Source organism: Aminobacter sp. GW821-FHT11F06, from assembly GCF_058808215.1.
Genome location: NZ_JBXARL010000006.1, coordinates 209,587 through 231,979 on the forward strand (window position 1 = coordinate 209,587; position 22,393 = coordinate 231,979).

The 22,393-nt window shown below is 63.9% G+C and carries 22 protein-coding genes; 10 read left to right on the plus strand and 12 right to left on the minus strand.

The window, feature by feature from the left end; all coding sequences use genetic code 11:
* Positions 1–219 precede the first annotated feature (219 nt).
* The 3 genes from AC1RTB_RS16550 to AC1RTB_RS16560 all read right to left on the minus strand — a co-directional run bounded on the left by AC1RTB_RS16550 (position 220) and on the right by AC1RTB_RS16560 (position 7,275).
* Positions 220–3,756 (minus strand): autotransporter domain-containing protein, encoded by a 3,537-nt coding sequence (locus AC1RTB_RS16550; protein ID WP_492879741.1) that lies wholly within the window; start codon positions 3,754–3,756, stop codon positions 220–222.
* 279 nt (positions 3,757–4,035) lie between these two features.
* A complete protein-coding gene (locus tag AC1RTB_RS16555; RefSeq protein ID WP_492879740.1) occupies positions 4,036–5,688 on the minus strand; it encodes an FAD-binding dehydrogenase in 1,653 nt (550 codons plus the stop codon).
* Between the two features lie 102 nt (positions 5,689–5,790).
* Positions 5,791–7,275: a carboxypeptidase M32 gene (locus AC1RTB_RS16560; RefSeq protein WP_492879739.1), complete on the minus strand. Its 1,485-nt coding sequence runs from the start codon at positions 7,273–7,275 to the stop codon at positions 5,791–5,793.
* 138 nt (positions 7,276–7,413) lie between these two features.
* Here AC1RTB_RS16560 and AC1RTB_RS16565 point away from each other — a divergent pair, with 138 nt between their 5' ends.
* A complete protein-coding gene (locus AC1RTB_RS16565) occupies positions 7,414–7,767 on the plus strand; it encodes a DUF1304 domain-containing protein (RefSeq protein WP_492879738.1) in 354 nt (117 codons plus the stop codon).
* A gap of 58 nt (positions 7,768–7,825) precedes the next feature.
* Here the strand turns inward: AC1RTB_RS16565 and AC1RTB_RS16570 are convergent, their stop codons facing one another.
* The 8 genes from AC1RTB_RS16570 to AC1RTB_RS16605 all read right to left on the minus strand — a co-directional run bounded on the left by AC1RTB_RS16570 (position 7,826) and on the right by AC1RTB_RS16605 (position 15,435).
* Positions 7,826–8,242 (minus strand): hypothetical protein, encoded by a 417-nt coding sequence (locus tag AC1RTB_RS16570; protein WP_492879737.1) that lies wholly within the window; start codon positions 8,240–8,242, stop codon positions 7,826–7,828.
* 898 nt (positions 8,243–9,140) lie between these two features.
* Positions 9,141–10,172: a peptidoglycan -binding protein gene (locus AC1RTB_RS16575; protein WP_492879736.1), complete on the minus strand. Its 1,032-nt coding sequence runs from the start codon at positions 10,170–10,172 to the stop codon at positions 9,141–9,143.
* Position 10,173: 1 nt separating this feature from the next.
* On the minus strand, positions 10,174–11,193 hold the full coding sequence (locus AC1RTB_RS16580; protein WP_492879735.1) for a MotA/TolQ/ExbB proton channel family protein: 1,020 nt from the start codon (positions 11,191–11,193) through the stop codon (positions 10,174–10,176).
* Between the two features lie 199 nt (positions 11,194–11,392).
* On the minus strand, positions 11,393–12,082 hold the full coding sequence (trhA, locus tag AC1RTB_RS16585; protein WP_492879734.1) for a PAQR family membrane homeostasis protein TrhA: 690 nt from the start codon (positions 12,080–12,082) through the stop codon (positions 11,393–11,395).
* Between the two features lie 72 nt (positions 12,083–12,154).
* On the minus strand, positions 12,155–12,955 hold the full coding sequence (locus AC1RTB_RS16590; RefSeq protein ID WP_492879733.1) for an inositol monophosphatase family protein: 801 nt from the start codon (positions 12,953–12,955) through the stop codon (positions 12,155–12,157).
* Between the two features lie 25 nt (positions 12,956–12,980).
* On the minus strand, positions 12,981–13,547 hold the full coding sequence (gene efp / locus AC1RTB_RS16595) for an elongation factor P (RefSeq protein ID WP_476788178.1): 567 nt from the start codon (positions 13,545–13,547) through the stop codon (positions 12,981–12,983).
* 103 nt (positions 13,548–13,650) lie between these two features.
* The gene (locus AC1RTB_RS16600) at positions 13,651–14,781 is read right to left on the minus strand and encodes a tetratricopeptide repeat protein (protein ID WP_492879732.1); all 1,131 of its coding nucleotides are present in this window, start codon (positions 14,779–14,781) and stop codon (positions 13,651–13,653) included.
* A 6-nt stretch (positions 14,782–14,787) separates the two neighbouring features.
* Positions 14,788–15,435, minus strand: a complete 648-nt coding sequence (locus AC1RTB_RS16605) for a thiamine phosphate synthase (RefSeq protein WP_492879731.1) — start codon at positions 15,433–15,435, stop codon at positions 14,788–14,790.
* A 175-nt stretch (positions 15,436–15,610) separates the two neighbouring features.
* On the opposite strand from AC1RTB_RS16605, the gene AC1RTB_RS16610 reads away from it, so the two are divergent.
* From AC1RTB_RS16610 to AC1RTB_RS16650, 9 genes are all read left to right on the plus strand, one after another.
* Positions 15,611–16,381 carry a sulfite exporter TauE/SafE family protein gene (locus AC1RTB_RS16610; protein ID WP_492879730.1) on the plus strand — a complete coding sequence of 257 codons (771 nt, stop codon included), beginning with the start codon at positions 15,611–15,613 and terminating at the stop codon, positions 16,379–16,381.
* 330 nt (positions 16,382–16,711) lie between these two features.
* A complete protein-coding gene (locus tag AC1RTB_RS16615) occupies positions 16,712–17,089 on the plus strand; it encodes a hypothetical protein (RefSeq protein ID WP_492879729.1) in 378 nt (125 codons plus the stop codon).
* A gap of 417 nt (positions 17,090–17,506) precedes the next feature.
* Positions 17,507–18,040, plus strand: a complete 534-nt coding sequence (gene rcdA, locus AC1RTB_RS16620; RefSeq protein WP_492879728.1) for a protease adaptor protein RcdA — start codon at positions 17,507–17,509, stop codon at positions 18,038–18,040.
* A gap of 112 nt (positions 18,041–18,152) precedes the next feature.
* Complete coding sequence (ruvC, locus tag AC1RTB_RS16625) at positions 18,153–18,662, plus strand: crossover junction endodeoxyribonuclease RuvC (RefSeq protein ID WP_492879727.1); 510 nt, start codon at positions 18,153–18,155, stop codon at positions 18,660–18,662.
* 113 nt (positions 18,663–18,775) lie between these two features.
* A complete protein-coding gene (locus tag AC1RTB_RS16630; RefSeq protein WP_492879726.1) occupies positions 18,776–19,045 on the plus strand; it encodes an AbrB/MazE/SpoVT family DNA-binding domain-containing protein in 270 nt (89 codons plus the stop codon).
* Positions 19,023–19,442 (plus strand): type II toxin-antitoxin system VapC family toxin, encoded by a 420-nt coding sequence (locus AC1RTB_RS16635; RefSeq protein WP_492879725.1) that lies wholly within the window; start codon positions 19,023–19,025, stop codon positions 19,440–19,442. Before AC1RTB_RS16630 ends, AC1RTB_RS16635 begins: the two co-directional genes overlap by 23 nt.
* Positions 19,443–19,455: 13 nt before the next feature.
* Positions 19,456–20,076 (plus strand): Holliday junction branch migration protein RuvA, encoded by a 621-nt coding sequence (gene ruvA / locus AC1RTB_RS16640; RefSeq protein ID WP_492879724.1) that lies wholly within the window; start codon positions 19,456–19,458, stop codon positions 20,074–20,076.
* A gap of 40 nt (positions 20,077–20,116) precedes the next feature.
* Positions 20,117–21,157 (plus strand): Holliday junction branch migration DNA helicase RuvB, encoded by a 1,041-nt coding sequence (ruvB, locus tag AC1RTB_RS16645; RefSeq protein ID WP_492879723.1) that lies wholly within the window; start codon positions 20,117–20,119, stop codon positions 21,155–21,157.
* On the plus strand, positions 21,154–21,642 hold the full coding sequence (locus tag AC1RTB_RS16650) for a GNAT family N-acetyltransferase (RefSeq protein ID WP_492879722.1): 489 nt from the start codon (positions 21,154–21,156) through the stop codon (positions 21,640–21,642). The genes ruvB and AC1RTB_RS16650 overlap by 4 nt, the downstream gene beginning before the upstream one ends.
* A gap of 62 nt (positions 21,643–21,704) precedes the next feature.
* Here AC1RTB_RS16650 and AC1RTB_RS16655 read toward each other — a convergent pair whose 3' ends face one another.
* The gene (locus AC1RTB_RS16655) at positions 21,705–22,382 is read right to left on the minus strand and encodes a hypothetical protein (RefSeq protein WP_492879721.1); all 678 of its coding nucleotides are present in this window, start codon (positions 22,380–22,382) and stop codon (positions 21,705–21,707) included.
* Positions 22,383–22,393 lie beyond the last annotated feature (11 nt).

Sequence of the window (22,393 nt, forward strand, 5' to 3'; positions counted from 1 at the left end):
ACGCCCTACCCAAAACTTAACAATAGTTTTGTTTAGAACAGCCAAGTTATTGTAGCAATGGAAAATATTAGCGACGGATCACTCAACTCGGGACAACTGGCACATCCGCAAGCTAGACTCATCTTGCCAGCGCGATGACTCCCGCATTGGCGCGGAATGACCACTTGCCAAGGGAAAGGCAAGCGGCAGGCTTTCGCCGCCTTCCGCTCCTCCGAACGTTCAGAACCTCACCGCCAGGCTGGCATTGACGCCATGTTCCTGCGCGCCGCTGGCGAGTTGACCACTGTAGCTCAGGCCGAGCGTGGCTTTGGGTGCGACGGCGATGTCGAATCCGGCTTCGAGCAGCAGTGCATCCCGGGCAATCGGCGTGCCGGCGATGGCGAAGTCGGCTCCGCCTGAAAAAGCCATGTCGGCGAGCGGCGCGACATCGCCGAAGGCGTGACGCCAGCCGGCCATGCCGCGCACGGTTGCCTTGGCATCGCCGAGGGCGAAGTCGGTGGCGGCGCGCAGGCCAAGCGTCGTCAGCGTGGCATCGTTGGTGGTGCCCAAACTGGTGAGCGCTGCCGCACCGCCGGTCTCGGTGAACGCGTCGGTCGATGTACTGATATAAGCAAGGCCAGCGAAGGGTTCGAACATCGCCCGTCCCATGTCGACCCGGTAGCCCGCCTCGACGAAAGCCTGGGCGGTGCCGGCGTCGTAGTCGGCCTTCAGCGTTTGGCTGAAACCGGGGAAGACGACATTGCGCGATGTTTCGATGGCATGCCTTGTATAGGCAGCCCCGGCGCGCAGGCCGAGCGCACCCCATTCGCGGCCGCCATAGGCCCCGACATGGAAGTTGTCGCTGGAGCCCGACGAGGCCCGGTCGTCGGCATCAAAGCTGGTGCGGCTGTAGCCGGCGAGCAGGCCGAACCTGAAGCCACCGCCAACGATGGTGTCGCCACCGGCGAGCAGGCCGCCGGTGTTCTGGTTGAAGCCGGCGGCATTGCCGTCGCCATCGACCGAGCGCCAGTTGCCGAGCGCCTGGCCCCAGGCAACGAAGCGGTCGCTGTCGGCGGCGACAAACTCGGGCCCGCCTTCGCCATAGGCCATGACGGGCAGCGACGATGCGGCGACATCGCCGAAGGCCGAGCGGATGCGGTTGGAGGCGACATCGCGCAGCTGGCCGCTGGCCTCGATGAAGGCACCGGCGAGCGAGGCGTGAACCTCGCCGGAGAGCTGGTCGAGGGCGGCACGGACCTCGTCCTTGTCGCTCGACAACAGCATGGCGGCGCGCACCGGATCGTTGGCGGCCATGCCTTCGACGGCTGTGCCGGTTGTAATCTGGTTGCGGGTCTGCCCGACCTCGGCGAGCGAAAGATCGTTGCGCGTGAGCGCCAGCGTCACGTCGTTGCCGTCGCCGCCGGCATAATTGATGAGGTGGTCGAGGAAGATCAGACTGTCGAGGTTGCCGCCGAAGGCAAAGGTGCCGGTCACAGCATGGGCACCGTTGTTGGAGATGAGGGTGAAGGGGCCGTTGAGCGGCCCCCAGGCCGCACTGGCCAGCGGCGACAGCAGCAGATTGAGCGTCGCACCCGAGATGTCGACGGTGCCGTTGACGATCAGCTTGTCGGCACCGGTCGGTGTCGCCTCGACCTCGAGAATGCCGTGGTTGGCGTAGTTGCCATTGATCGTCTGGGTGCCGACCGAATTGCCCGCACCATGGATGCCGCCGGCCAGCACTGTGACATTGCCGCCGATCGTGCCGGTGCCGCCGAGCCGCGCGCCCGACCTGACCTCGACCGGGCCAAGGATCGAACCGACACCGCCGACGCCAACGATCAGCGTGCCGGCCTCGACACTGGTGCCGCCGGAGTAGTTGCTGGCGCCGGAAAGAGTGAGTGTGCCTGAGGTCTCCTTGACCAAGCCCGCCGCACCGGTGATCGCACCGCCGAAATTGCCGCCGGAGATGCTGATGTCAGCGCTGTTGGTTACGATACCTGCGCCTTGCAGATTGTTGATGATGGGATTGCCGCCAAACCTGGACCCGTTGAAGTCGAGGGTGGCGCCAGGCTGCACCGTCGTCGAGGCCGCGAGCCGTGTCAGAGTACCAAGCCCGCTGCTGTAGCTTTCGGCCCTGAGGGTGCCGCCGGCAACCACAACCGATTTGATGTCGGTCCAACTCATACCGGCAGTCGCATGCAGGATGGTGCCGCTATCGGTGGGGCTGCCAAATATCACGGTCGCATCGTAGAGATTCAGGTAACCCTTCAGGGTCAAGTTCTTGCCCGCAGCGGCGGCGATCGTGCCGGTCCGGGCAATGTTGATTTTGGCATCAAGCACCATATCGGCAGTGCCCAACAGCTTACCACCGTCGATGCTCACCGCTCCCGACCCCAGCGCCGACGCGCTGGAAACGGCAAGCGTACCGGCTTCGATCCTGGTGCCACCGGTGTAGGTGTTGGTGCCTGAAAGCGTCAGAGTGCCGGCGCCGGTCTTCTTCAGGCTCCAAGCGCCAGCGTAGAAACCAGCAGGTTTGGCATAACCGGGGTTGGCCGCCAGGAACCCCTGCTCGTCGGAAATCACGTCCGAAATCGTCACCGTCTGGCCGGCGGTGGGCGCAAAAGTCACCGTGCCGTAGCCTTGCAGGAACATGCCGGAGCCGGCCGCCTGGCCGGACGTTGGCGCCATACCCCCGAAGGTCGCGCCACCCGCGCCCGCCGTGACACTGCCACCTGATATCGCACCGCTGACGATTGTCAGCGAACCGCCGTTGGCGACGAACAGCCCGCCGCCCAGAGCACCGCCACCACCGCCCGCCGAGCCGTCAAGGCCGGAGCCGCCATTGCCAGCGGCAAAGCCGCCGGCTCCACCGCCGCCGCCGGCATAGCCGCCACCGCCGCCGCCATAGCCGCCGCCGCCGCCGCCGCCGCCGAAACCGCCAGCGCCGCCGGCTATGCCGCCGTCGCTGGTCAAGCTGCCGCCGCCGCCACCGCCGAAGCCGGCAGCGCCGCCAGGGCCGCCGGCGGCGCTGCCGCCGCCGCCCGACAAATCTCCGGCCGCCGCATCCGCCGCACCGCCATTCGCGCCGCCGCCAACTCCAGCTGAATCACCGTGCTGGCCAACAAACGCGCCGCCGCCGCCGCCGCTTGGACGCTCCCAGTCTGCGCTGGCCCCGCCGTCTCCTCCCAACCCGCCGCCGCCGCCGGCACCCGATGAGGCTGAGGCCGAAGAATTGTCCGCCCCACCGTTGCCACCGATAGCCTGGTTGCCGGCGAAGGCGACGCCAGAAAGCGAGACGGATGCGCCAGTGCCAGCACCGGCGTCAGCACCACGCACAAACAGCGCGCCGCCAGCACCCAGGCCACCGCCACCGGATTGGCCCCCAAAGCCCTCGCCACCATCGCCGCCCTTGGCGCGGCCGTCGGCGAGCGTGACGTCGTTGATGGCGATCGTCCCGGCATTGGCGAAGAAGATGCGCTGGGTGTTGCCACCGCTGATGGTGTTACCGTTGCCGTTGATGGTGAGCGGGCTGGTGGCCAGCGGCGCACCGGCCGCATTGCGCAGGCCGAGCGGCGGCAGCGGTGCGGTCAAGGTGATGTTGGCGCTGACATTGATGGTGTTCGACTCGCCATTGCTGTTGGCGGTGGTGATCGCGGCGGCAAGTTCGGTTTCGTTGGTGACGTTGAAGGTTGCGGCAAGTGCCGGCTGCGCGAAGGCCGAAAGCGCGATCAGGGACACGCCCGAAAAGGCGTGTCTTGCATGTTGTCTTGTCGGCATGTCGGTCCCCATCAGGCGGAATTTCGCTTTACCAGCACCGAACACTTGCTTCGCCGCCAAGCGCCCGGCTGCGGCCATCGCCCGCGCGGGACAGCGACACAAGCGGCCGCACTCTGCAGCAGCTTCGCCAGACGGCAGGGGTAGCGCGTAGCCGGAGCGGGAAAAATACGGCAGATGGCGTATTTCGACGCGGCACCGGCGAGAAGATGGATGAGCCAGGCTGCTGTCGCGTGCCGCCAGTGTCCGGAGCCGCTACGGTCGCGGTGCCACGCGGCTGAACTACCATGCGGCGTGCCTGCCGGCGTTCCTTCCCGAGAAGATGCACCCGCCGAGAAATGTGCCCTCGAGTGCGTTGTAGCCGTGATAACCGCCGCCGCCGAAACCTGAGACCTCGCCCGCCGCATAGAGGCCGGGGACGGGTTCGCCATCCACGCCCAACACCTGCCCGTCGAGATTGGTGTGCAGCCCGCCCAGCGTCTTGCGGGTCAACACATTGAGACGGACGGCGATCAGCGGGCCATTGGCCGGATCGAGTATCTTGTGCGGCCGGGCCGTGCGCACCAGCCGGTCGCCGAGATATTTTCGCGCGCCGTGGATGGCGGTGACCTGCGCGTCCTTGGAGAAAGGGTTGTCGATCTCGCGGTCGCGCGCCGCGATCTGGGCATGCAGGTGGTCATCGTCGATCAGGCCGTTGCCGGCGAGCGCGTTCATGCCAGCGACGAGGTCGCGCAGGTTGTCGCGGACGACAAAATCCTCGCCATACTGCTTGAAGGCCTCGACAGAAGGCGGCGCACCCCTGGCGCGGCGGCTCTTGAGCACGGCGAGCCAGCTCTTCGAGGTCAGATCAGGATTCTGCTCGGAACCCGAGAGCGCAAACTCCTTCTTGATGATCTTCTGGGTCAGCACGAACCAGGAATAGTCGTGGCCCACAGAAAGGATGCGCCTGAGCGTGCCCAACGTGTCGAAGCCGGGCAGGAACGGCGCTTCGAGCCGCTGCCCCAGAGCGTCGAACCACAGCGACGACGGCCCAGGCAGGATGCGGATGCCGTGGTTGGGCCAGATCGGGCCCCAGTTGGTCACACCCTCAGTGTAGTGCCACATGCGGTCGCCATTGATGACAGTGCCGCCCGCTGCCTGAGTGATCGCGACCATGCGTCCGTCGACATGATGCGGCACGCCCGCGACCATCTTTTTCGGCGCCTGCCCAAGCCGGTCGGCCGGCCAGGCTTTTCGGACCAGCTCGTGGTTGCCGCCGATACCGCCCGAGGTGACGAGGACAGCGCCGGCGTGGAACTCGAAATCGCCAGTCACCTTGCGGCCCGACTGCTGGCCGCGCTCGACATCAGAGGTTTCGAGGATTTCGCCTGAAACACCAGTGACGGCGGCTCCGGTCTTGATCAGGCGGCTTGCCTGATGGCGGAATTTCAGCGCGATGCGGCCAGCGGAGGCATGTTCACGAACGCGGCGCAGAAACGGTTCCAGCACGCCGGGGCCAGTGCCCCAGGTGACATGGAAACGCGGCACCGAATTGCCGTGGCCATGCGCCTGGCCGCCGCCGCGCTCGGCCCAGCCGACGACGGGGAACCAGCGCATGCCCTGGGCATGCAGCCACGGCCGCATCTCGCCAGCGGCAAAATCGATGAAGGCTTCGGCCACCTTGCGCGGCCAGAAATCTTCCGGGCGGTCGAATTGCGCCGACCCCATCCAGTCCTGCAGCGCAAGCTCGCGGCTGTCCCTGATGCGCATGCGGCGTTGTTCGGGGCTGTCGACGAAGAACAGCCCGCCAAGCGACCAGAAGGCCTGGCCGCCAAGCGAATTCTCGCCCTCCTGTTCGAGGATGATGACGCGCTTGCCGGCGTCCGCCAGTTCGGCGGCCGCGACAAGGCCGGCAAGCCCGCCGCCAACGACAATCGCATCCGCATGATCCGCCAACCGCCCCTCCCAAGACTATCGGTCATGGCCGCGAGTTTCGGGCAAAGGGTTTGAAGATCAAGCGGAAAGTCGGGACGGTTTGGTTCCGCTTGGGAAGGTTTATCAGGCTCCGTAGCGCTTTTTGAGATGGCTGGTGAAATGCACCGCGTTGAGCTTTTCGCCGGTGGCGCGTTCGAGCAGTTCGGGCGTCGACCAGCGCGAGGCCTGCGACCAGATCTTGTCGCGGCGCCAGTTGTTGACCGTCTCGAAATGACCGCGCGCGATCTCGTCGTCGACCGAAGGATGCGCCTTGGAAAGTGCCGCCCATTGCTGTGCCGCCATCATCGCGCCCAGCGTGTAGGATGGGAAATAGCCGAAGGCGGCACTTGGCCAGTGCACGTCTTGCATCGGGCCGTCGGCCGGATTGTCGATGGTCGAAAGGCCAAGGTACTCGCGCATCTTGGCGTCCCACGCCTCGGGCAGGTCCGACACGGACAGGCGGCCTGAAACAAGCTCCTGCTCCAGCTCGTAACGCAAGATGACATGCAGCGGATAGGTGACCTCGTCGGCATCGACGCGGATCAGGCCGCGCTCGACATGGTGCACATGCGGCAGGATCTCGTCCATCGACCAGCGCTCGCCGAGATGCTGCTCGACCAGCGGCAGCGCCCAGCGCCAGAAGGACGGATTGCGGCCAAGCTGCTTTTCGACGAACAGGCTCTGGCTTTCATGCACGGCCATGCCACGCGCCTTGCCGAGCGGCCAGTGCGACCAGGCCTCGGGCAGGTTCTGCTCGTAGAGCGCATGGCCGGTTTCGTGCAGCACGCCCATCAAGGCCGACAGGAAATCGGTGGTCTTGTAACGCGTGGTGATGCGCACGTCGGATGGCACCCCGCCGCAGAACGGGTGGTGCGACACCGACAGGCTGCCACGCGTCAGGTCGAAGCCGACAGCACCCATCATGGCAAGGCCAAGCTCGCGCTGGCGCTCGATGGCGTAGACGCCCGACAGAGCGCGCTGCGGGTTCTTGGCGCGGCGCTCCTGCTGCACGGCAAGCGCTTCGGGCACGAAGTCTTTCAGGAAGGCCTTGAGGTCGGCGAAAACAGGCGTGATGTCGGCGGTGCGGTTGCCGGGGTCGTATTGCTCCATCATCGCGTCGTAAGGGGCAAGGCCGAGTGCTTCGGAACGAAGGGCCGCCTCCTCGCGGACAAGCGCCACGATACCTTCGAGAGCCGGCTGGAAGCCGGCCCAGTCGTTCTTGGCGCGCAGGTCGCGCCACAGCTGCTCCGAACGCAGCCGGGCGGATGTCTGGCGTTCGACGAACTCCGACGGCAGGCAGGTCATGTTGGTGTACTGGCGGCGGAATTCGCGCAGGGCAAAAACCTGCTCCTCGTTCAGCGCCTCCGTCTCGGCGGCAGCGATCCAGTCGGCGATCTCAGGTGCGGTGGCCTGGCGGTGGTGCATGCCGGCGAGTGCCGACAGCGCCTCGGCGCGCTTGGCGCCGCCACCGACCGCCATATGAGTCGCCTCGTCGGCGCCCAAAATGGCAAGCGCGTGTTCCAGCGCTTCGAGCTTGCGGCCAAGTTCGTCGAGTTTTGCGAAGGACATGGTGATTCCTCTGTCTCAAAATCGCGGCGAGAGGATACCAAACCCGCCGCGATCGCAAGACCGTTCGGATGGACCAGCTCTTGCCGATACGTTCGCCCTCGTGCTCAAATCCCTGCCATGGCGACCGAGGGGACGAAGATGGTTGCAAACATTCTGGTCGGGCTGGTGGCCCTCATCCATCTCTACATCGTCTATCTCGAAATGGTGCTTTGGGACACGCCACGCGGCCACAAGGCGTTTGGCCTCAAGCCGGAATTCGCCACGGCCTCGAAGGTGCTCGCGGCCAACCAGGGGCTCTACAACGGCTTTCTCGCCGCCGGCCTGATCTGGGGCCTGTGGCTGGGCGCTGCAGGTTTTGAGGTGAAGGTGTTTTTCCTGCTCTGCGTGGCGATCGCCGGACTCTATGGCGCGGCGACCGTCGGCCGCAAGGTCCTGTTCATCCAGACGGTGCCGGCAGCATTTGCGCTCGCCGCCCTGTGGCTCGGCTGGTAACCGACCCAAAACAAACGCCCCCGGATTGCTCCGAGGGCGCCTGGGGAGAATGCCGATGTCAACGCTGGGCTGTGTCGTGACTGATCTGGGAATCGAGGTTGGAAACCTCGCCCTGAAGCTGGCTGTATGCACCTGCGGACAGCATGCCGCTGTAGCCTGCATCGCTGACTGCGGCACGGCGGATCGCCGCGTCCTCGCCCCTGAGTTGGCGGGCTTCGGCAACACTGATCCGCTTCATGTGCCGATCATTGGCAATGCGCGCATCGTCATTGCGCAATTCAGAGAGAATGACGCCAACCGGATGGATCTGCGGGCGTCCTGAAATAGGTGCGGAATCGCCAGTGTTGTCGCCCGAACCTGAGCCAGGCTCAAGCCCGGAACGGCCATGGGTTTCATGGTCCCTGGCGAAAGCGGACGCCATGGGAGCCGAGATAAGGAGTGCGGCAAGCGCCGCCTTGAATACCATAGAGCGCATGGTCTTGCGTCTCCTAGATTTTGTGGGGCGGCTTTCGCCCCAACATTCGCCGTCCGTCTGGAAGCGTCGAGTCACGGTGGGAGGCCATCGCCGGCGTTTCCCGGACTGCATATGGAATCTAGTCCTGACGCAGCCGGGAGCATAATTAAGAAAAAATAATTATTGGGCGCGCTTGAAACGTTGCAATTGCGGCAAACTGGTCACAAGCCTGCCACATATGTGGCAGGCTTTCTCTCACACGGAGTCTTGATCTGGCGTGAAGTTGTCCAACGCAGCTGGGGGAGACGGCCGAGATGGCCGCCTCCCCCAGATACATTACATCACGAGTTGAAGACTGTTGTTCAAATGCCGATGCTAGGTGATCCGGCGCGCGAGTCGTCAAGACAGGCTGCGGCAAGCCGAAACGCGACAGGTCATCGCGACCTCGACGTACAATACCAGGCCGCATGCCCCGGCACGCAAGCCGAGCGAGGCTGCCCGGAGATCGGCAGCTGCGAATTCGTATTATCGTTGCCATTTGACCCAACAGATTCACGCGAATGCGACCGATCATGACCACCGTGCTCGTGGTCGCGTGCGAATGCCGTTGCCATTGGAGCGGAAACCAGGACTGCAGCTAAAATCGCTGTAAATGCCATAGAGCGCATTGTTGCGACTCCCGAAATTGCCGGGCGGCGAACCGCCACAGCGTTGGCTGTCCGTCAAGAATCGTCGAGTCGTGGTGGGAGGCCGTCATCGGCGTTTCCCGGACTTGAGCTGCGATTATAGGTCTGACACAGACGCAAGCATAATTAAGAAAAAGTAATTTTGGAATTTGCCCGAGCCACCATAGTCAGGTCTGGAAACGTCGAGCCGAAGCCCTATGTAGAGTGGGCACGTTTGTTCACGAAATCTTGATTCAGCGTTCCGTGAGCTTGAGTTCGATGCGGCGGTTCTTGGAACGTGCTTCATCGGTGCCGCTTTCGTCAAGCGGCTGGAACTCGCCGAAGCCAGCGGCTACCAGGCGGTTGGCCGGTACGCCATTTTCGATCAGGAACTTGACCACCGAAGTCGAGCGCGCCGAGGAAAGCTCCCAATTGTCGCGATAGCGGCCGGTGCCGGACAGCGGGATGTTGTCGGTGTGACCATCGACGCGCAGCACCCAGTTGATCTCCGGCGGGATTTCCTTCTGCAGCTCGAGGATGGCGCCGGCGAGCTTTTTCATCTCGCCCTTGCCGGCCTCGTTGATCTGCTCGGAGCCAGTCGGAAACAAGACTTCCGACTGAAACACGAAACGATCGCCGACAATGCGGATGTTTTCGCGGTCGGACAGGATCTCGCGCAAGCGGCCGAAGAAGTCGGAACGGTAGCGGTTGAGTTCCTGCACGCGCTGGGCCAACGCCACGTTCAGGCGGCGGCCGAGATCGGCGATCTTGGTGTTGGATTCCTTGTCCCGGGCCTCTGAAGCGTTGAGCGCGTCTTCGAGCGCGCCGATCTGCCGGCGCAACGCCGCGATCTGCTGGTTGAGCAGCTCGACCTGGCTGAGTGCGCGCTGGCTGATCTGACGCTCGCTGTCGAGCTCGCCGGTCAGCGAACCAATGCGCGCCGTGGCTTCGGCACCAGCGCCAGACCCTTGCGACAACAACTGTTCGAGCCGGCTCTTTTCGCTCTCGGCAGCGGACAGCGACGCCTGCAGATTGGCGAGCGCATCCTCGGTATCCTGGCTGTTGGAGCGCTCGAGCGCCAAAAGCTGCGTCAGCTCGTTGATCTGCGAATTGAGCCGCGTCAGCACCTCGTCCTTGCCCGAGATTTCGCGGCTGAGCAGGAACTGCGCCAGCACGAAGACGGAAAGAAGGAACATGATGGCCAAAAGCAGCGTCGACAAAGCGTCGACAAAGCCCGGCCAATAGTCGATGCGGCGGTCGCCGCGCCGCCCGCGCGCCAATGCCACCTTAGTGCACCCCTTCCTTCTTCAGGGCGTCGGCGATCTTTTCCAGCGTGTTGCGCATCGCCTTTTGTTCGTCCGACTGCGCCTCGACCCAGTCGCGCATGATCTGCTGCTCGCTGCGCATGTTCTTGACCAGGCCGGAGATGCCGTCGGCGAGATTGGCCATGGCGGCGGCGACGCGCGGGTTCGACCCGCCGTGCTCCTGCATGTTGCGCAGGCGCTCGGACAGCACGCGGATTTCGTCGGAAGAGCCGTTCTTGGCGTCGGCGACGACCATGTCGGAGGATAGGTCAGTAACGCTGGAGAGCCAGTTTTCCAGTTCGGTGTAGAAGCGCGTCTGGGCGCGGCCGGCCTGGAGGTCGAGGAAGCCGAGCACCAGCGAGCCGGAGAGACCGAACAGCGACGACGAGAACGCCGTGCCCATGCCTTGCAGAGGTGCTGCAAGGCCGGCCTTCAGCGATTCGAGCACGGCTGAGGCATCGCCCGTTCCGGGGTCGAGCGACTGGATGGTTTCGCCGATCGAACCGATGGTCCCCAGCAGGCCCCAGAAGGTGCCGAGCAGGCCAAGAAAGACCAGCAAGCCAACGAGATAACGCGAGACGTCGCGGCTTTCGTCGAGGCGGGTCGCGATAGAGTCGAGCATCGTCCGCATCGAGCTGGTCGAAAACGCCATCGACGAGGAACGGCCAAGCATCGCCTTCATCGGCGCAAGCAGTACCGGGTGCGTGGCCTCGGTGCCGGCGCGGAAGGAATTGACCCAGCGTATCTCGCGAAACAGGCGGCCGACCTGAACGAAGGCAAGGCAGATGCCGATGACAAGCACGCCGATGATAAGGCCATTGAGCCCGGGATTGGTGACGAAAGCGCTGGAGATCTGGCGCGTCAGGATCGCCGCGATGAAGGCGACGATCGCCAGGAAGATGATCATCGTCAGCAGGAACACCTGCGGAGAGGACAAGCGGTGCGGATCGTAGTTCAGCACATCGGAGCCTTTGCCCACCCCGAGAGATTTCAACAATGACATCGGCGCCCCGGTTCCAGTTCCCTGCGATTGGAGCCCGCGCATCCATTCGGACGCGCCTGGGTGGCTCCATCGCTTTGAAGTCCACGCGCCGCACTTTTGGGGAGTTTCGGCGCGATGTGTTCGTGGACTACGACTGTAAGCGGAAATGTGACGAAAATGAAAGACGCTTGCGCGCCCCGCCCCTCGGATCGCCCTGCAATCAGAGCCGCGCCACCACAAGAAGGTCGATCATCGCCGCCACATGCAACCCGGCGCCGGTGATGACGAAGCTATGCCAGACGGCACTTTGGAAACGCAGCCGCTGCCAGGTGTAGAAGACAACACCGCAGGAATAGACCATGCCGCCGGCAAACAGCAGCCACAGTGTGGCGGATGGCAAGGTGGCGATCAGCGGGCGCAGGATGACGACACCGCTCCAGCCCATGGCGAGATAAAAGGCGATGGCCAGCCGGTCGAGCCGTCCGGGCAAGAAGAGCTTGATCGCCATGCCGGCGATTGCCGCCGACCAGACGATTCCGGCCATCAAGCTTGCCGTGACACGATCTTCGAGCTGGACGAGGAACGGCGTGTAGGTGGCGGCGATCAGCAGGTAGATGCCGGCATGGTCGAAGCGGCGCAGCACCCATTTTGCCGGCGAGATCGGCCACAGATTGTAGACGCACGACACCGAAAGCACTGTGAGCAGCGCCACGACGAAGACCACGGCGGCAAGATATTCGCCGGTGGCGGTATGAGAGGCGGAGATCGCCAGCAGCGCCGATCCGGCAGCGACGGCCAGCACAATGCCGATCGCATGGACCACGCCGTCGGCAATGAGTTCGGCACGCGAATGGGTGTAGCGCCCGACAAAGGGCACAGCCGTCTCAGGCTTGCGGTGATTGTCCGTCATGGTTCGTCCCTGCGCGGCCCCTAATATGGGCAGCAGCAGGGAACGAAGGCAAGAAGCCTGCGACGCGACGGATTAGCGCGGTGTAACCGGCCGCTTCAGCGTCTTGATGAGCGCGCGGTGGATGGTCTCGTTGCCGGCGACGATCGAACCGCCATCGAGCATGTCCTGACCACCCTTGTCGTCGGAGACAAAACCGCCGGCTTCACGCACCAGAAGGATGCCGGCAGCGACGTCCCATGGCGACAGCGCGGTTTCCCAGAAACCGTCCATGCGTCCGGCAGCGACGTAGGCAAGATCGAGTGCGGCCGAACCGAGACGGCGGACGCCCGCCACTTCGCCCATGACGTTGCGCAGTTCGAGCAAGAAGTTGCCGTGGTGGCCGCGCCCGAGATGCGGCATGCCGCAGCCGATGACGGCGTCCGACAGCTTGGTACGGCCGGAAACGCGCAGGCGGCGATCATTGAGGAAGGCGCCACCGCCGCGCTCGGCGGTGTAGAGCTCGTCCATCGCCGGGTTGTAGATGACAGCGGCGACGATCTGGCCCTGACGCTCCAGCGCGATCGAGATCGAAAACACTGGAATGCCGTGCAGGAAGTTGGTGGTGCCGTCGAGCGGATCGACGATCCAGCGATGCTGGTCGTCCTCGCCCGCGACCACGCCGCGCTCTTCCATCAGGAAGCCGTAGCCCGCGCGCCCCTTCGACAGCTCGGCAAACAGGATGTCTTCGGCCTTGCGGTCGGCCTGGCTGACATAGTCGCCGGGGCCTTTCAGCGAGACCTGCAGATTCTGCACTTCGCCGAAGTCGCGAGACAGCGAGCGGCCGGCCTTCATAGCGGCCTGCACCATAACATTTAGGATCGCTGAACGCGCCATGATCTAGAACTTTCCGTTGCCGTGCTCAGTCCGCGCGGCGGACGTAGGTGAGCTCGTTGGTGTCGACGATAATGCGCTCGCCCGAAGAGATGAAGGGCGGCACAAGCACGCGGACGCCGTTTTCCAAAACTGCCGGCTTGTAGGACGAAGCAGCCGTCTGCCCCTTCACCACCGGATCGGCTTCGCTGATCGTCAGCGTCACCTGGTCAGGCAGCGCGATACCGATCGGACGCTCGTCATAAAGCTCGACCGTGACCATCATGCCGTCCTGAAGGAAGGCGGCGCGGTCGCCGACGAAATCCTTGAGCAACTCAAGCTGCTCGTAGCTCGCCGTGTCCATGAACACCAGCGCGTCACCCTGCTCGTAGAGGAACGAGAAGTCCTTCTGTTCGAGGCGGACCTTTTCGACCGTCTCGGCGGAGCGGAAACGCTCGTTGAGCTTGGTGCCGTTGATCAGGTTCTTGAGTTCGACCTGATTGTAAGCGCCACCCTTGCCGGGCTTGACGTGATTGGTTCTGACCGCCACCCAGAGGCCGCCGTCATGCTCGATGACGTTGCCGGGACGGATTTCGTTGCCGTTGATCTTGGCCATGGTTGGGTTCCGGAAGAGAGGTTTGCGCCGGAAGGGGCGCTGTCGGCGCCTCCAAGACCACAAAACGGCTTTTTAGGCAAGAGAAGTCGCGATTTTCGCGATATCAGCGAATGCGGTTTGCGCGCTCCAGCGCCTGTTTCATTTCGACATCGGTCAGGCCGCGCAGGAAGTCGTCCATCTCGGAGTCGTTGAGCCCGGCACGACGGGCATTGATGTACCAGGCCGCGGCGAGAATGGAATCGGGGTCGACACCGATGCCGCCCATGTAAAATTTGGCGAGCCGGTTCTGCGCGGCGACATTGCCGCCGTCAGCCGCAAGCTTCATCCAGCCGAAAGCCGACTTCAGATCGCGGTCGCCGCCGCGCCCGTCGGCCATCCACAGCCCGAGATCGAACTGGGCGGAGTCATAGTTCTGCCTTGCCGCGCGCACCAGCAGAAGGCGCGCCAGCTTGTCATCGCGGCGCTTGCCGCCAACGCCGTTGGCATAGATCTCGGCCATGGCATATTGCGCATCCGCAAGCCCTGTCGCCGCCGCCCGCTCATAATAGGGCACGGCCTTTTCGAGGCCCTTGCCGCCCGGCTCGCGCTGCACCAGCATCTGGGCATAGTTGAACTGGGCGAGACGATTGCCGGCTTCGGCTGCCGACTGCATCAGCGCGCTTGCAGCCTTGTCGTCGCGGGTGACGTAACGCCCGTCGAGCAGCAGCAGCGCATATTGGAACTGCGCTTCGGCGACGCCTTGTTCGGCGGCGCGCTCATACCACTTGGCCGCCTCGCCATCGTTGCGCGCTACGCCCAAGCCTCGCGACAGGATTTCGGCCACCAGCGTCTGCGCGGCGGCGTCTCCTGCCTCGGCACGCGGCAGCGCCAGATTGTAGGCCGTCATGTAGAGGCCGCGCTGGAACGCGCCATAAGCCTCATCCGACGGCTTGCCGCCAAAACGATTGGGGTCGATGCCATCAGGCGCCTTGACCGCTGGATTGGCGCCGAGGTCTGGCGCGCCCACCGGTGCCTGTCCAGGCTGGACAACGGGCGCTAGCGTTGGCGCGGGCGTCCTGTCCAGCGGCATGGGTGCCGGGCCGAAGCGGTTGGGATCGACCTTGTCGATAGCCTTGCCAAGCGAGGGAACAGCGCCCTGGTCGGGCGGCGTGATCGGTGCGCTCTCGACAGCAATCGCGGGCTCGAGCCCAAAGCCCAGGCACAGCAAGGCGGCAAGAAGGCGCGAACGATCCATCGGTGGCTACTCCTCGAAACGCGGCGCGGTCTCGTCGAGCAGCGCATTGGCGCGGGCCACCGCCTCGCGCGGGTCGATGCCCTCGCCGAATACCGCCGACGACAAGGCGACGAACTCGACGCCCGTTGCCGCCACCGCCTGCACAGAAGCGATGTCGGAACCGGCCATGACGATGCAGGGGATTTCGATCATCTCGGCCCACCACTGGCCAAGCGAAAGGTTGCGCGAATGCGGGTCGGGCTTGTTGTCGTAACCGAAGCGGCCAAAGAAGATGTAGTCGGGCCGCTCCTCGCCGAGCTCGAGCGCATCGTCGCGCGTCTTGGCGCCGCCGACGCCGACCATCATGCGCTCCTGATAGGTCTCGACAGCTTCGGCCAGTGCGGCCTTCTTGCCATCGATGTGGATGCCATCGGCCTGGACACGCCCGGCAACGCGGGTGTCACCGGCAACGACCACGGCCACGCCGGCCGCGCGTGCGGCGACGGCTACCTTTTCGGCAAAGCTCTGGAACGAGGCTTCATCGACGCCCTCGCCCGGCAAGATGAGCGATGCGACGTCGCCGCCGGACAAAGCCGCCTCGACATCCCCAGGCGAAACCGTAGGCGGCGCGATCAGCACGATGCGGCAGCGTTTGGGCGGCTTGTTTGCGTTCATGTTCTTTGATCCGGGTGCTTGACGCCTATGCAAGGCGATCATGTTTGCATTGGGGCATAGAACAAAGTGCCGCCGTTGAACAGGACGCGCTGCACGTGCCCAAGCACATCAAAAGATTGGCGCGGCACTCGCCAACATGCGGCGATCCAGCTATCTCCGGGCGGAAAGGCCGCCCATGACTTCGCTTCTGCTTGATCCATGGTTTTACGCCGCAGCCGTGCCGGCGGTGATTCTCGTTGGCCTGTCCAAGGGCGGCTTTGGCGGCGCTGTCGGGTTTGTCGGCGTGCCTTTGATGGCGCTGGTGATCTCGCCGGTACAGGCGGCCGCCATCCTGCTGCCGATTCTCATCTTGATGGACGTCGTGTCGCTGTGGACCTGGCGCGGCGTCTTTGACCGAACGATCCTCTGGCAGATGCTGCCGGGGTCGATCATCGGCATCGGCATCGGCTGGCTGACGGCATCGCTGGTGACGGCCGACGATGTGCGCTTCATCGTCGGCGCCATCGCCTTCGCCTTCGTGGCGCGCTGGCTCTACACCAGCATCCGCCATGGCGCCGATCACAAGGCCGAGCCGAACCGCATCGCCGCCGCCTTCTGGGGCTCGATCGCCGGCTTCACCAGCTTCGTCGCCCATGTCGGCGGCCCGCCCTTTCAGGTCTACACCTTGCCGCTCAGGATGGACCCCAAGCTGCTCACCGGCACAAGCGTCATCTTCTTTGCCGTGACCAACGCCATCAAGCTGGTGCCCTACTTCGCGCTTGGCCAGTTCGACGCGGCCAACCTGACCGCCTCGCTGGCGCTGATGCCGCTGGCACCCTTGGCGACGCTCGCCGGAGCCTGGCTGGTCAGGCGGATGCGGCCGGAAATCTTCTACCCCTTCACCTACGCCACGGTGGCAATCGTGGCGCTGAAGCTGCTTTACGATGGGGTCCGCGACTTCATGTGAGGATGACCGGCCCCAATGGCGCAGCCTTGGGCGATCAGGCCGCGTTGTCGCGGACGGGCCGCTAGCACCAGACGTATCAGCAAGAGCTGAAGTATGGTATTTCTTCCGCGCGCTGCGGAGGGCGGCGCGCGTCCACGACCGGCCTTGGGGGAGGCCAACGGCCGGCACATCTTCCCGATGACACTTCCAATGTAACTGCCCTGCAAGCACGTGGCCTGGCCGCGCGGCATGCGGTGGAAACACAGCCGGTGCTAATGCGCCGGCACAACGGCCTGCATGGCCGGAGATCAACCCATTCCCTGCCGGGGGAAAAGGCATTCGGAGAGAACTATGCAAGGGGTAGCACGGAATTTCTTCACGCTCGCCATCGTCTACGCGCTGGCCGGCATGGCACTTGGACTGCACATGTCGATCAGCCAGAACCACGACCAGATGCCAGTCCACGCCCACACCATGGTGGCGGGCTGGCTGATGTCGGCGGTGTTCGCCTTCTTCTACCATCTGTTTCCAGTCGCCCGAGACAAGATGCTGGCCAAAATCCATTTCTGGCTGACGGCTATCAGCGGCATAGGCCTTCTGGTCGGGCTGTTCTTGCTGCTCGGCGGCAATGCGGCGATCGAACCACTGGTCGCCATTTCGTCGATGGGCTTTTACGCGGCGATGTTTCTGTTCGCCGTCATCGCCCTTCCGGTGGTCTGGAAGTCGTGAGCCGGCACAACATCGGCGGGGCATCGCAAGCTGCGCCGTTGTGCCGTGGCGGCACAGTCGAAACCGGCGAATGGTGAATTCAGCGGCGCCCTTAAGCGTCCATTAAGCATTCCCGTTGTTTACTGTGCATATCCAGTCATCTGGATTCTTACCGAGTGGTTGGAGCCACTTTGTTTGACGCCTCCCTGTTAAACTCTTGAGAGCCGCGTTTTTCCGCGGCTCTTTTTTTTCGCGCGCAAAGCCCTGGAACGCCTTCCAAAAGTGGTCCAATCCGGCGCGTTAACCCTTTGTTAAACATGCGCTTGCGTTCAGATCGACGGAAGCGCATTTTCATCGGGCTTAGCGTATAGGAGCGGGCCGCGCAGAATCCGTCACCAAAGGCGGGCAGAACGCGGACAGGGTTTCAGGGTAGCGATGATGAACGAGCCTTCGAGGGAAAGTGCGAATACGATCAAGCTCGCCGAAAGGCGGGTGTTTTCGCCATCCTTCAAACCTCTCTACAATGAAGGCATGGGGCTGGTCGAACAGGCCGCCGAATATCTCGACGGTGCTGGCCGCGCCGAGGCCAAGAAGCTGTCGCGGCTTGCCGCCACGCTTTACGCCGCCGAATCGATGCGGCTGACCACGCGCCTGATGCAGATCGCCTCGTGGCTGCTTCTGCAGCGCGCCGCCAATTCCGGCGAGATGACCCGCGATCAGGTCGCCTCCGAAAAATCCAAGGTGCGGCTCGACACCGCTTCGGCCCATGACGACGCCGCCGGCTGGAACGAACTGCCGGGTGATTTCGTCGATCTGGTTCGCCGTTCGCTCCGCCTCCAGGCGCATGTGCGCCGCATGGACGAAGAGATCTACGGCAACGGCACGACCGTGGTGCCGGTACAGGCGATGCGCCGCAGCAACCCGGTTTCCGACCAGATCAGCCTGCTCAACACGGCGTTTGCCCGCAACTAGGCATTTTTTTGAGCGGGCTCGCACGTTCGATCGAGCGTGCGCGGCCGCTTCATTGTTTCCGGTTTGTTCACATTTCTCTGGCGTCCTGCATCCGCAACGGTAGAGTTGGTGGATGAAAGAGGCGATTCGCATTGTAGGCATCGATCCGGGGCTTCGGCGCACCGGCTGGGGCATCATCGAGACGCTCGGCAACTCGCTGCGTTTCGTCGCCGCGGGCACTGTGCGCTCCGACGACAAGGCGGCACTCGCCACCCGTCTCTGCCAGTTGCATGACGGCTTGGCCGACATGCTGCATCGTGAGATGCCGCATGAGGCGGCTGTCGAGGCGACCTTCGTCAACAAGGACGCGTCGGCGACGCTGAAGCTCGGCCAGGCGCGCGGCATTGCCATGCTGGTACCGGCCCGCGCCGGGCTGGTTGTCGCCGAATATTCGCCCAATGCCGTCAAGAAGGCGGTGATCGGCGTCGGCCATGGCGACAAGAAACAGATCGCCATGATGGTCAAGGTGCTGATGCCGAAGGCCGTGTTCGACACCGCCGACGCCGCCGACGCGCTGGCCATCGCCATCTGCCACGCGCACCACCGCCAGAGCCCGGCATACCGGCTGGCGCTGGCCGGCTAGGTGGATTCAATTGCGGCAGCGTCCCTTGCGCGTCCGAGAGGACGCGCGGCGCTGCGTGGTTGTTCTTGACTTGTTCTCATCGGAACAGTAAGTAATACCGCAGAGGTATTACCATGCGTGTCACCACAAAAGGCCAAGTGACCATCCCCAAGGAAATCCGCGACCGACTTGGCATCGGCCCCGGATCCGAGGTCGATTTTGTCATCACCGATGATGGCGCTCGTCTCATCGCCGTCAATGAGAACATTTCGGCGGAAGAAGCTTCCCGCAAATTCATGGAGACGCTGGACCGCATGGCCGGCACGCTGGATCTGGGCGACATGACCGCCGACGAGTATATCGACTGGCTGAGGGGACCGCGTGAAGACCTCAACGTTGATTGATACGAATGTTCTGATCGACGTATGGGGTCCGGTGGCACGCATGACCGCCTGGTCGAAATTGGCTGTCGCGGCATGCCGCCGCGATGGCGCGCTGGTGGTCAATACGATTGTCTGGTCCGAACTCGCGCCAATGGTTGCAGACGAATCGGTGCTTCGAAATGCGCTGGCCACGCTTAAAATGGACCGGGAGTTTGTGCCCTGGGACGCTGCGTTCCTGGCTGGAGCCACGCACTCGCGCTACCGTCGCGCCGGCGGTACGCGAGAGCGCACATTGCCCGATTTCCTGATCGGCGCGCACGCGATGGTTTCCGGCCACCGCCTGCTGACCCGCGATGCCTCACGCTACCGCACCTATTTCCCGGATCTCGAAATCATCGCACCTGATACCCATCCATGACGAGGCTTGAGACATGATCGGCAAGTTGAAGGGCACAGTCGACGAGATCGGCGAGGATTTCTGCGTGCTCGACGTCCATGGCGTCGGCTACGTCGCCTATTGCTCGGCGCGCACGCTTGCCGCCCTGCCCGGCGCTGGCGAAGCGGCGGTCCTGTTCATCGAGACCTATGTCCGCGAGGACATGATCCGGCTCTACGGCTTCAAGTCGGAGCTGGAGCGCGAGTGGTTCAAGCTGCTGCTGGCCAATGTCCAGGGCGTCGGCGCCAAGGTCGCGCTCGCCATCCTGTCGACGCTGGCACCGGCCGACCTCGCCAATGCCATCGCACTGCGCGACATCGCCATGGTCTCCAGAGCACCCGGCGTCGGCAAGAAGGTCGCCGAGCGCATCGTCACCGAACTCAAGAACAAGGCGCCGGCCTATGCAGGCGAAGCCACGGGCACCATCGGGCTCAAGCAGGAACTCGGCGAGGGCGTGGCACCTGCCCCGATCGCCGATGCAGTCTCCGCACTTGTCAATCTCGGTTATTCCCGCGACATCGCCGCCAACGCCATCTCAGCTGCCATGAAGACCGTCGGCGAGGACGCCGATTCTTCCAAGCTGATCCGCTTTGGCCTGAAGGAACTGGCGCGGTGATTGCCTTGCTCGCGGCTGAGCTCCGTGCGAGGACGGGCGCATGAACTCGCCCGACCGCATCATTTCCCCCGACAAGCGCGGCGAGGACGCCGACACCAGTCTACGGCCGCAGATCCTCGATGACTTCGTCGGCCAGGCGGCGGCGCGCGCCAATCTCAAGATCTTCATCGAGGCGGCCAAGGGCCGTGGCGAAGCGCTCGACCATGTGCTGTTTGTCGGCCCGCCCGGCTTGGGCAAGACCACGCTCGCCCAGATCATGGCGCGCGAACTCGGCGTCAGTTTCCGCTCGACCTCGGGCCCGGTCATCGCCAAGGCCGGCGACCTCGCCGCGTTGCTGACCAATCTCGAAGAGCGCGACGTGCTGTTCATCGACGAGATCCACCGGCTCAGCCCGGCGGTCGAGGAAATCCTCTATCCGGCGATGGAGGATTATCAGCTCGACCTGATCATCGGCGAAGGGCCGGCGGCCCGCTCGGTGAAGATCGACCTGGCGAAATTCACCCTTGTGGCCGCCACCACGCGGCTTGGCCTTCTGACCAACCCATTGCGCGACCGTTTTGGCATTCCCGTCAGGCTCAATTTCTACACCGTGGAAGAGCTGGAACTGATCGTGCGCCGTGGCGCCCGCATCCTCGGCATGCCGCTGGCAGATGACGGCGCCATCGAGATCGCGCGGCGCGCCCGCGGCACGCCGCGCATCGCCGGCCGGCTGCTCAGGCGCGTGCGTGACTTCGCATCGGTGGCCGATTCCGGCCCGGTGACGCGGCGCATCGCCGACGAGGCGCTGTCGCGGCTGGAGGTCGATTCGCTCGGGCTCGATTCGCTCGACAGGCGCTATCTCTCGATGATCGCGATGAATTTCGGCGGCGGCCCGGTCGGCATCGAGACCATCGCAGCAGGCTTGTCCGAGCCGCGCGACGCCATCGAAGACATCATCGAGCCCTATCTGATCCAGCAGGGTTTCATCCAGCGCACGCCGCGCGGCCGCGTGCTGACCGCGAACGCCTGGAAACATCTCGGCCTCGAAATCCCCCGCGACCTGACGATCCAGCAGATCAACCTGTTTCAGGAAGAAGAATGAGCTCACCCGGCTATCGTCCCGGACTGATAGCCGACATCGTTCGGCTGCACGCCGAGTACTACGCCCGCGAGTGGGGTTTCGGCCTGCCGTTCGAGGCGAAGGTCGCTGGCGAACTTTCCGCGTTCATGACTGGTTTCAGGCCGGGCCTCGACTTCTTCGCCGCCCGGGACGACGCAAGCAGCGCGCTTTTGGGCACGATCAGCCTTGAGGCGCCGACCCGGGCCGAGCCGCTGGCGCATCTGCGCTGGTTCATCACCAGCGACAGAGCGCGCGGCACCGGGCTTGGCCGCCAGCTGATGGCTGCCGCGATCGAGCATGCCGACGCGCAAGGCTTTCCCGGCATTTATCTCACGACATTCGACGGGCTGAAGCCCGCACGCCACCTCTATGAGTCTTTCGGTTTCACGCTCGTTGCGGAAGAAGAGCGCGACCAGTGGTCCGGCGGTGTGCGCGAGCAGCGTTTCGAGCGCCATAAGGCTCGATAAGGCGTTTATTGCCCGACGTCTTGGTCCAGCCGACCAGCCTCCCGGGAAGATGAGCGGGCATCCTATGAAGCTTGCTCTACCGGGAACGGCGTCGGCTCCCAGATACGGGCGAATCCTTTGGGCAACTTGGCCATGCGCGCGTCTTCCCAGGTCGCAAGTTGCCGGGCAATCGCGCCCCTGTCGCCCCTGTCGAGCGCCGGCCCGAGTCCATCGACCACCGACGCCACTTCCGCTTCGGCAAAGCCTGGAATGCACCAATAGGATCGGCCATTCCTGAGATCGTCGAGTTTGGCTCGTGCCGTTTCGAGATCGCCGCGCGCCGCATGCAAACAGACGCCGCGCAGTTCGTCGATCTCGAAATGGCGATAGGGGATCGGCTTGGTTTCGACATAGGCGACCAGATCGTCAAGCGTCTGGATACTGCGAAATACTGGCAAGATGTCCCGCTCCAATTGCTTGACGAGTTGGTGTGACCCTTCGGGATCCCAAGTGAAAAGCCCGGGCGTTTCCCGGTCGATCCTGTCTCCCCAGTTAAGCGGAAAGTTGCCGACAGGTTCACAAAAATGGGTCACGGCCCATTTCGGAACAAAATACTCGTCGTGGTTGCGAGTCAGGATGACGACGCCTCGCAACACGTGCCGAATTGGCTTCATGACGAGCCAACGACCGATCAGCTCAACATCCGGGTGGCGTGTCAGAAGCAGCTTGATGTGCCGCTTGATGAGTTGCGAGGCGGTCATTCGTAGGGCCT

Coding starts and splice junctions, on each gene's coding strand:
- AC1RTB_RS16550 (WP_492879741.1), bottom strand. CDS start 3,756: ATGCCGACAAGACAACATGCAAGACACGCCTTTTCGGGCGTGTCCCTG.
- AC1RTB_RS16560 (WP_492879739.1), bottom strand. CDS start 7,275: ATGTCCTTCGCAAAACTCGACGAACTTGGCCGCAAGCTCGAAGCGCTG.
- AC1RTB_RS16565 (WP_492879738.1), top strand. CDS start 7,414: ATGGTTGCAAACATTCTGGTCGGGCTGGTGGCCCTCATCCATCTCTAC.
- AC1RTB_RS16570 (WP_492879737.1), bottom strand. CDS start 8,242: ATGCGCTCTATGGTATTCAAGGCGGCGCTTGCCGCACTCCTTATCTCG.
- AC1RTB_RS16580 (WP_492879735.1), bottom strand. CDS start 11,193: ATGTCATTGTTGAAATCTCTCGGGGTGGGCAAAGGCTCCGATGTGCTG.
- trhA (WP_492879734.1), bottom strand. CDS start 12,082: ATGACGGACAATCACCGCAAGCCTGAGACGGCTGTGCCCTTTGTCGGG.
- AC1RTB_RS16590 (WP_492879733.1), bottom strand. CDS start 12,955: ATGGCGCGTTCAGCGATCCTAAATGTTATGGTGCAGGCCGCTATGAAG.
- efp (WP_476788178.1), bottom strand. CDS start 13,547: ATGGCCAAGATCAACGGCAACGAAATCCGTCCCGGCAACGTCATCGAG.
- AC1RTB_RS16600 (WP_492879732.1), bottom strand. CDS start 14,781: ATGGATCGTTCGCGCCTTCTTGCCGCCTTGCTGTGCCTGGGCTTTGGG.
- AC1RTB_RS16605 (WP_492879731.1), bottom strand. CDS start 15,435: ATGAACGCAAACAAGCCGCCCAAACGCTGCCGCATCGTGCTGATCGCG.
- AC1RTB_RS16610 (WP_492879730.1), top strand. CDS start 15,611: ATGACTTCGCTTCTGCTTGATCCATGGTTTTACGCCGCAGCCGTGCCG.
- AC1RTB_RS16615 (WP_492879729.1), top strand. CDS start 16,712: ATGCAAGGGGTAGCACGGAATTTCTTCACGCTCGCCATCGTCTACGCG.
- rcdA (WP_492879728.1), top strand. CDS start 17,507: ATGAACGAGCCTTCGAGGGAAAGTGCGAATACGATCAAGCTCGCCGAA.
- ruvC (WP_492879727.1), top strand. CDS start 18,153: ATGAAAGAGGCGATTCGCATTGTAGGCATCGATCCGGGGCTTCGGCGC.
- AC1RTB_RS16630 (WP_492879726.1), top strand. CDS start 18,776: ATGCGTGTCACCACAAAAGGCCAAGTGACCATCCCCAAGGAAATCCGC.
- ruvA (WP_492879724.1), top strand. CDS start 19,456: ATGATCGGCAAGTTGAAGGGCACAGTCGACGAGATCGGCGAGGATTTC.
- ruvB (WP_492879723.1), top strand. CDS start 20,117: ATGAACTCGCCCGACCGCATCATTTCCCCCGACAAGCGCGGCGAGGAC.
- AC1RTB_RS16650 (WP_492879722.1), top strand. CDS start 21,154: ATGAGCTCACCCGGCTATCGTCCCGGACTGATAGCCGACATCGTTCGG.
- AC1RTB_RS16655 (WP_492879721.1), bottom strand. CDS start 22,382: ATGACCGCCTCGCAACTCATCAAGCGGCACATCAAGCTGCTTCTGACA.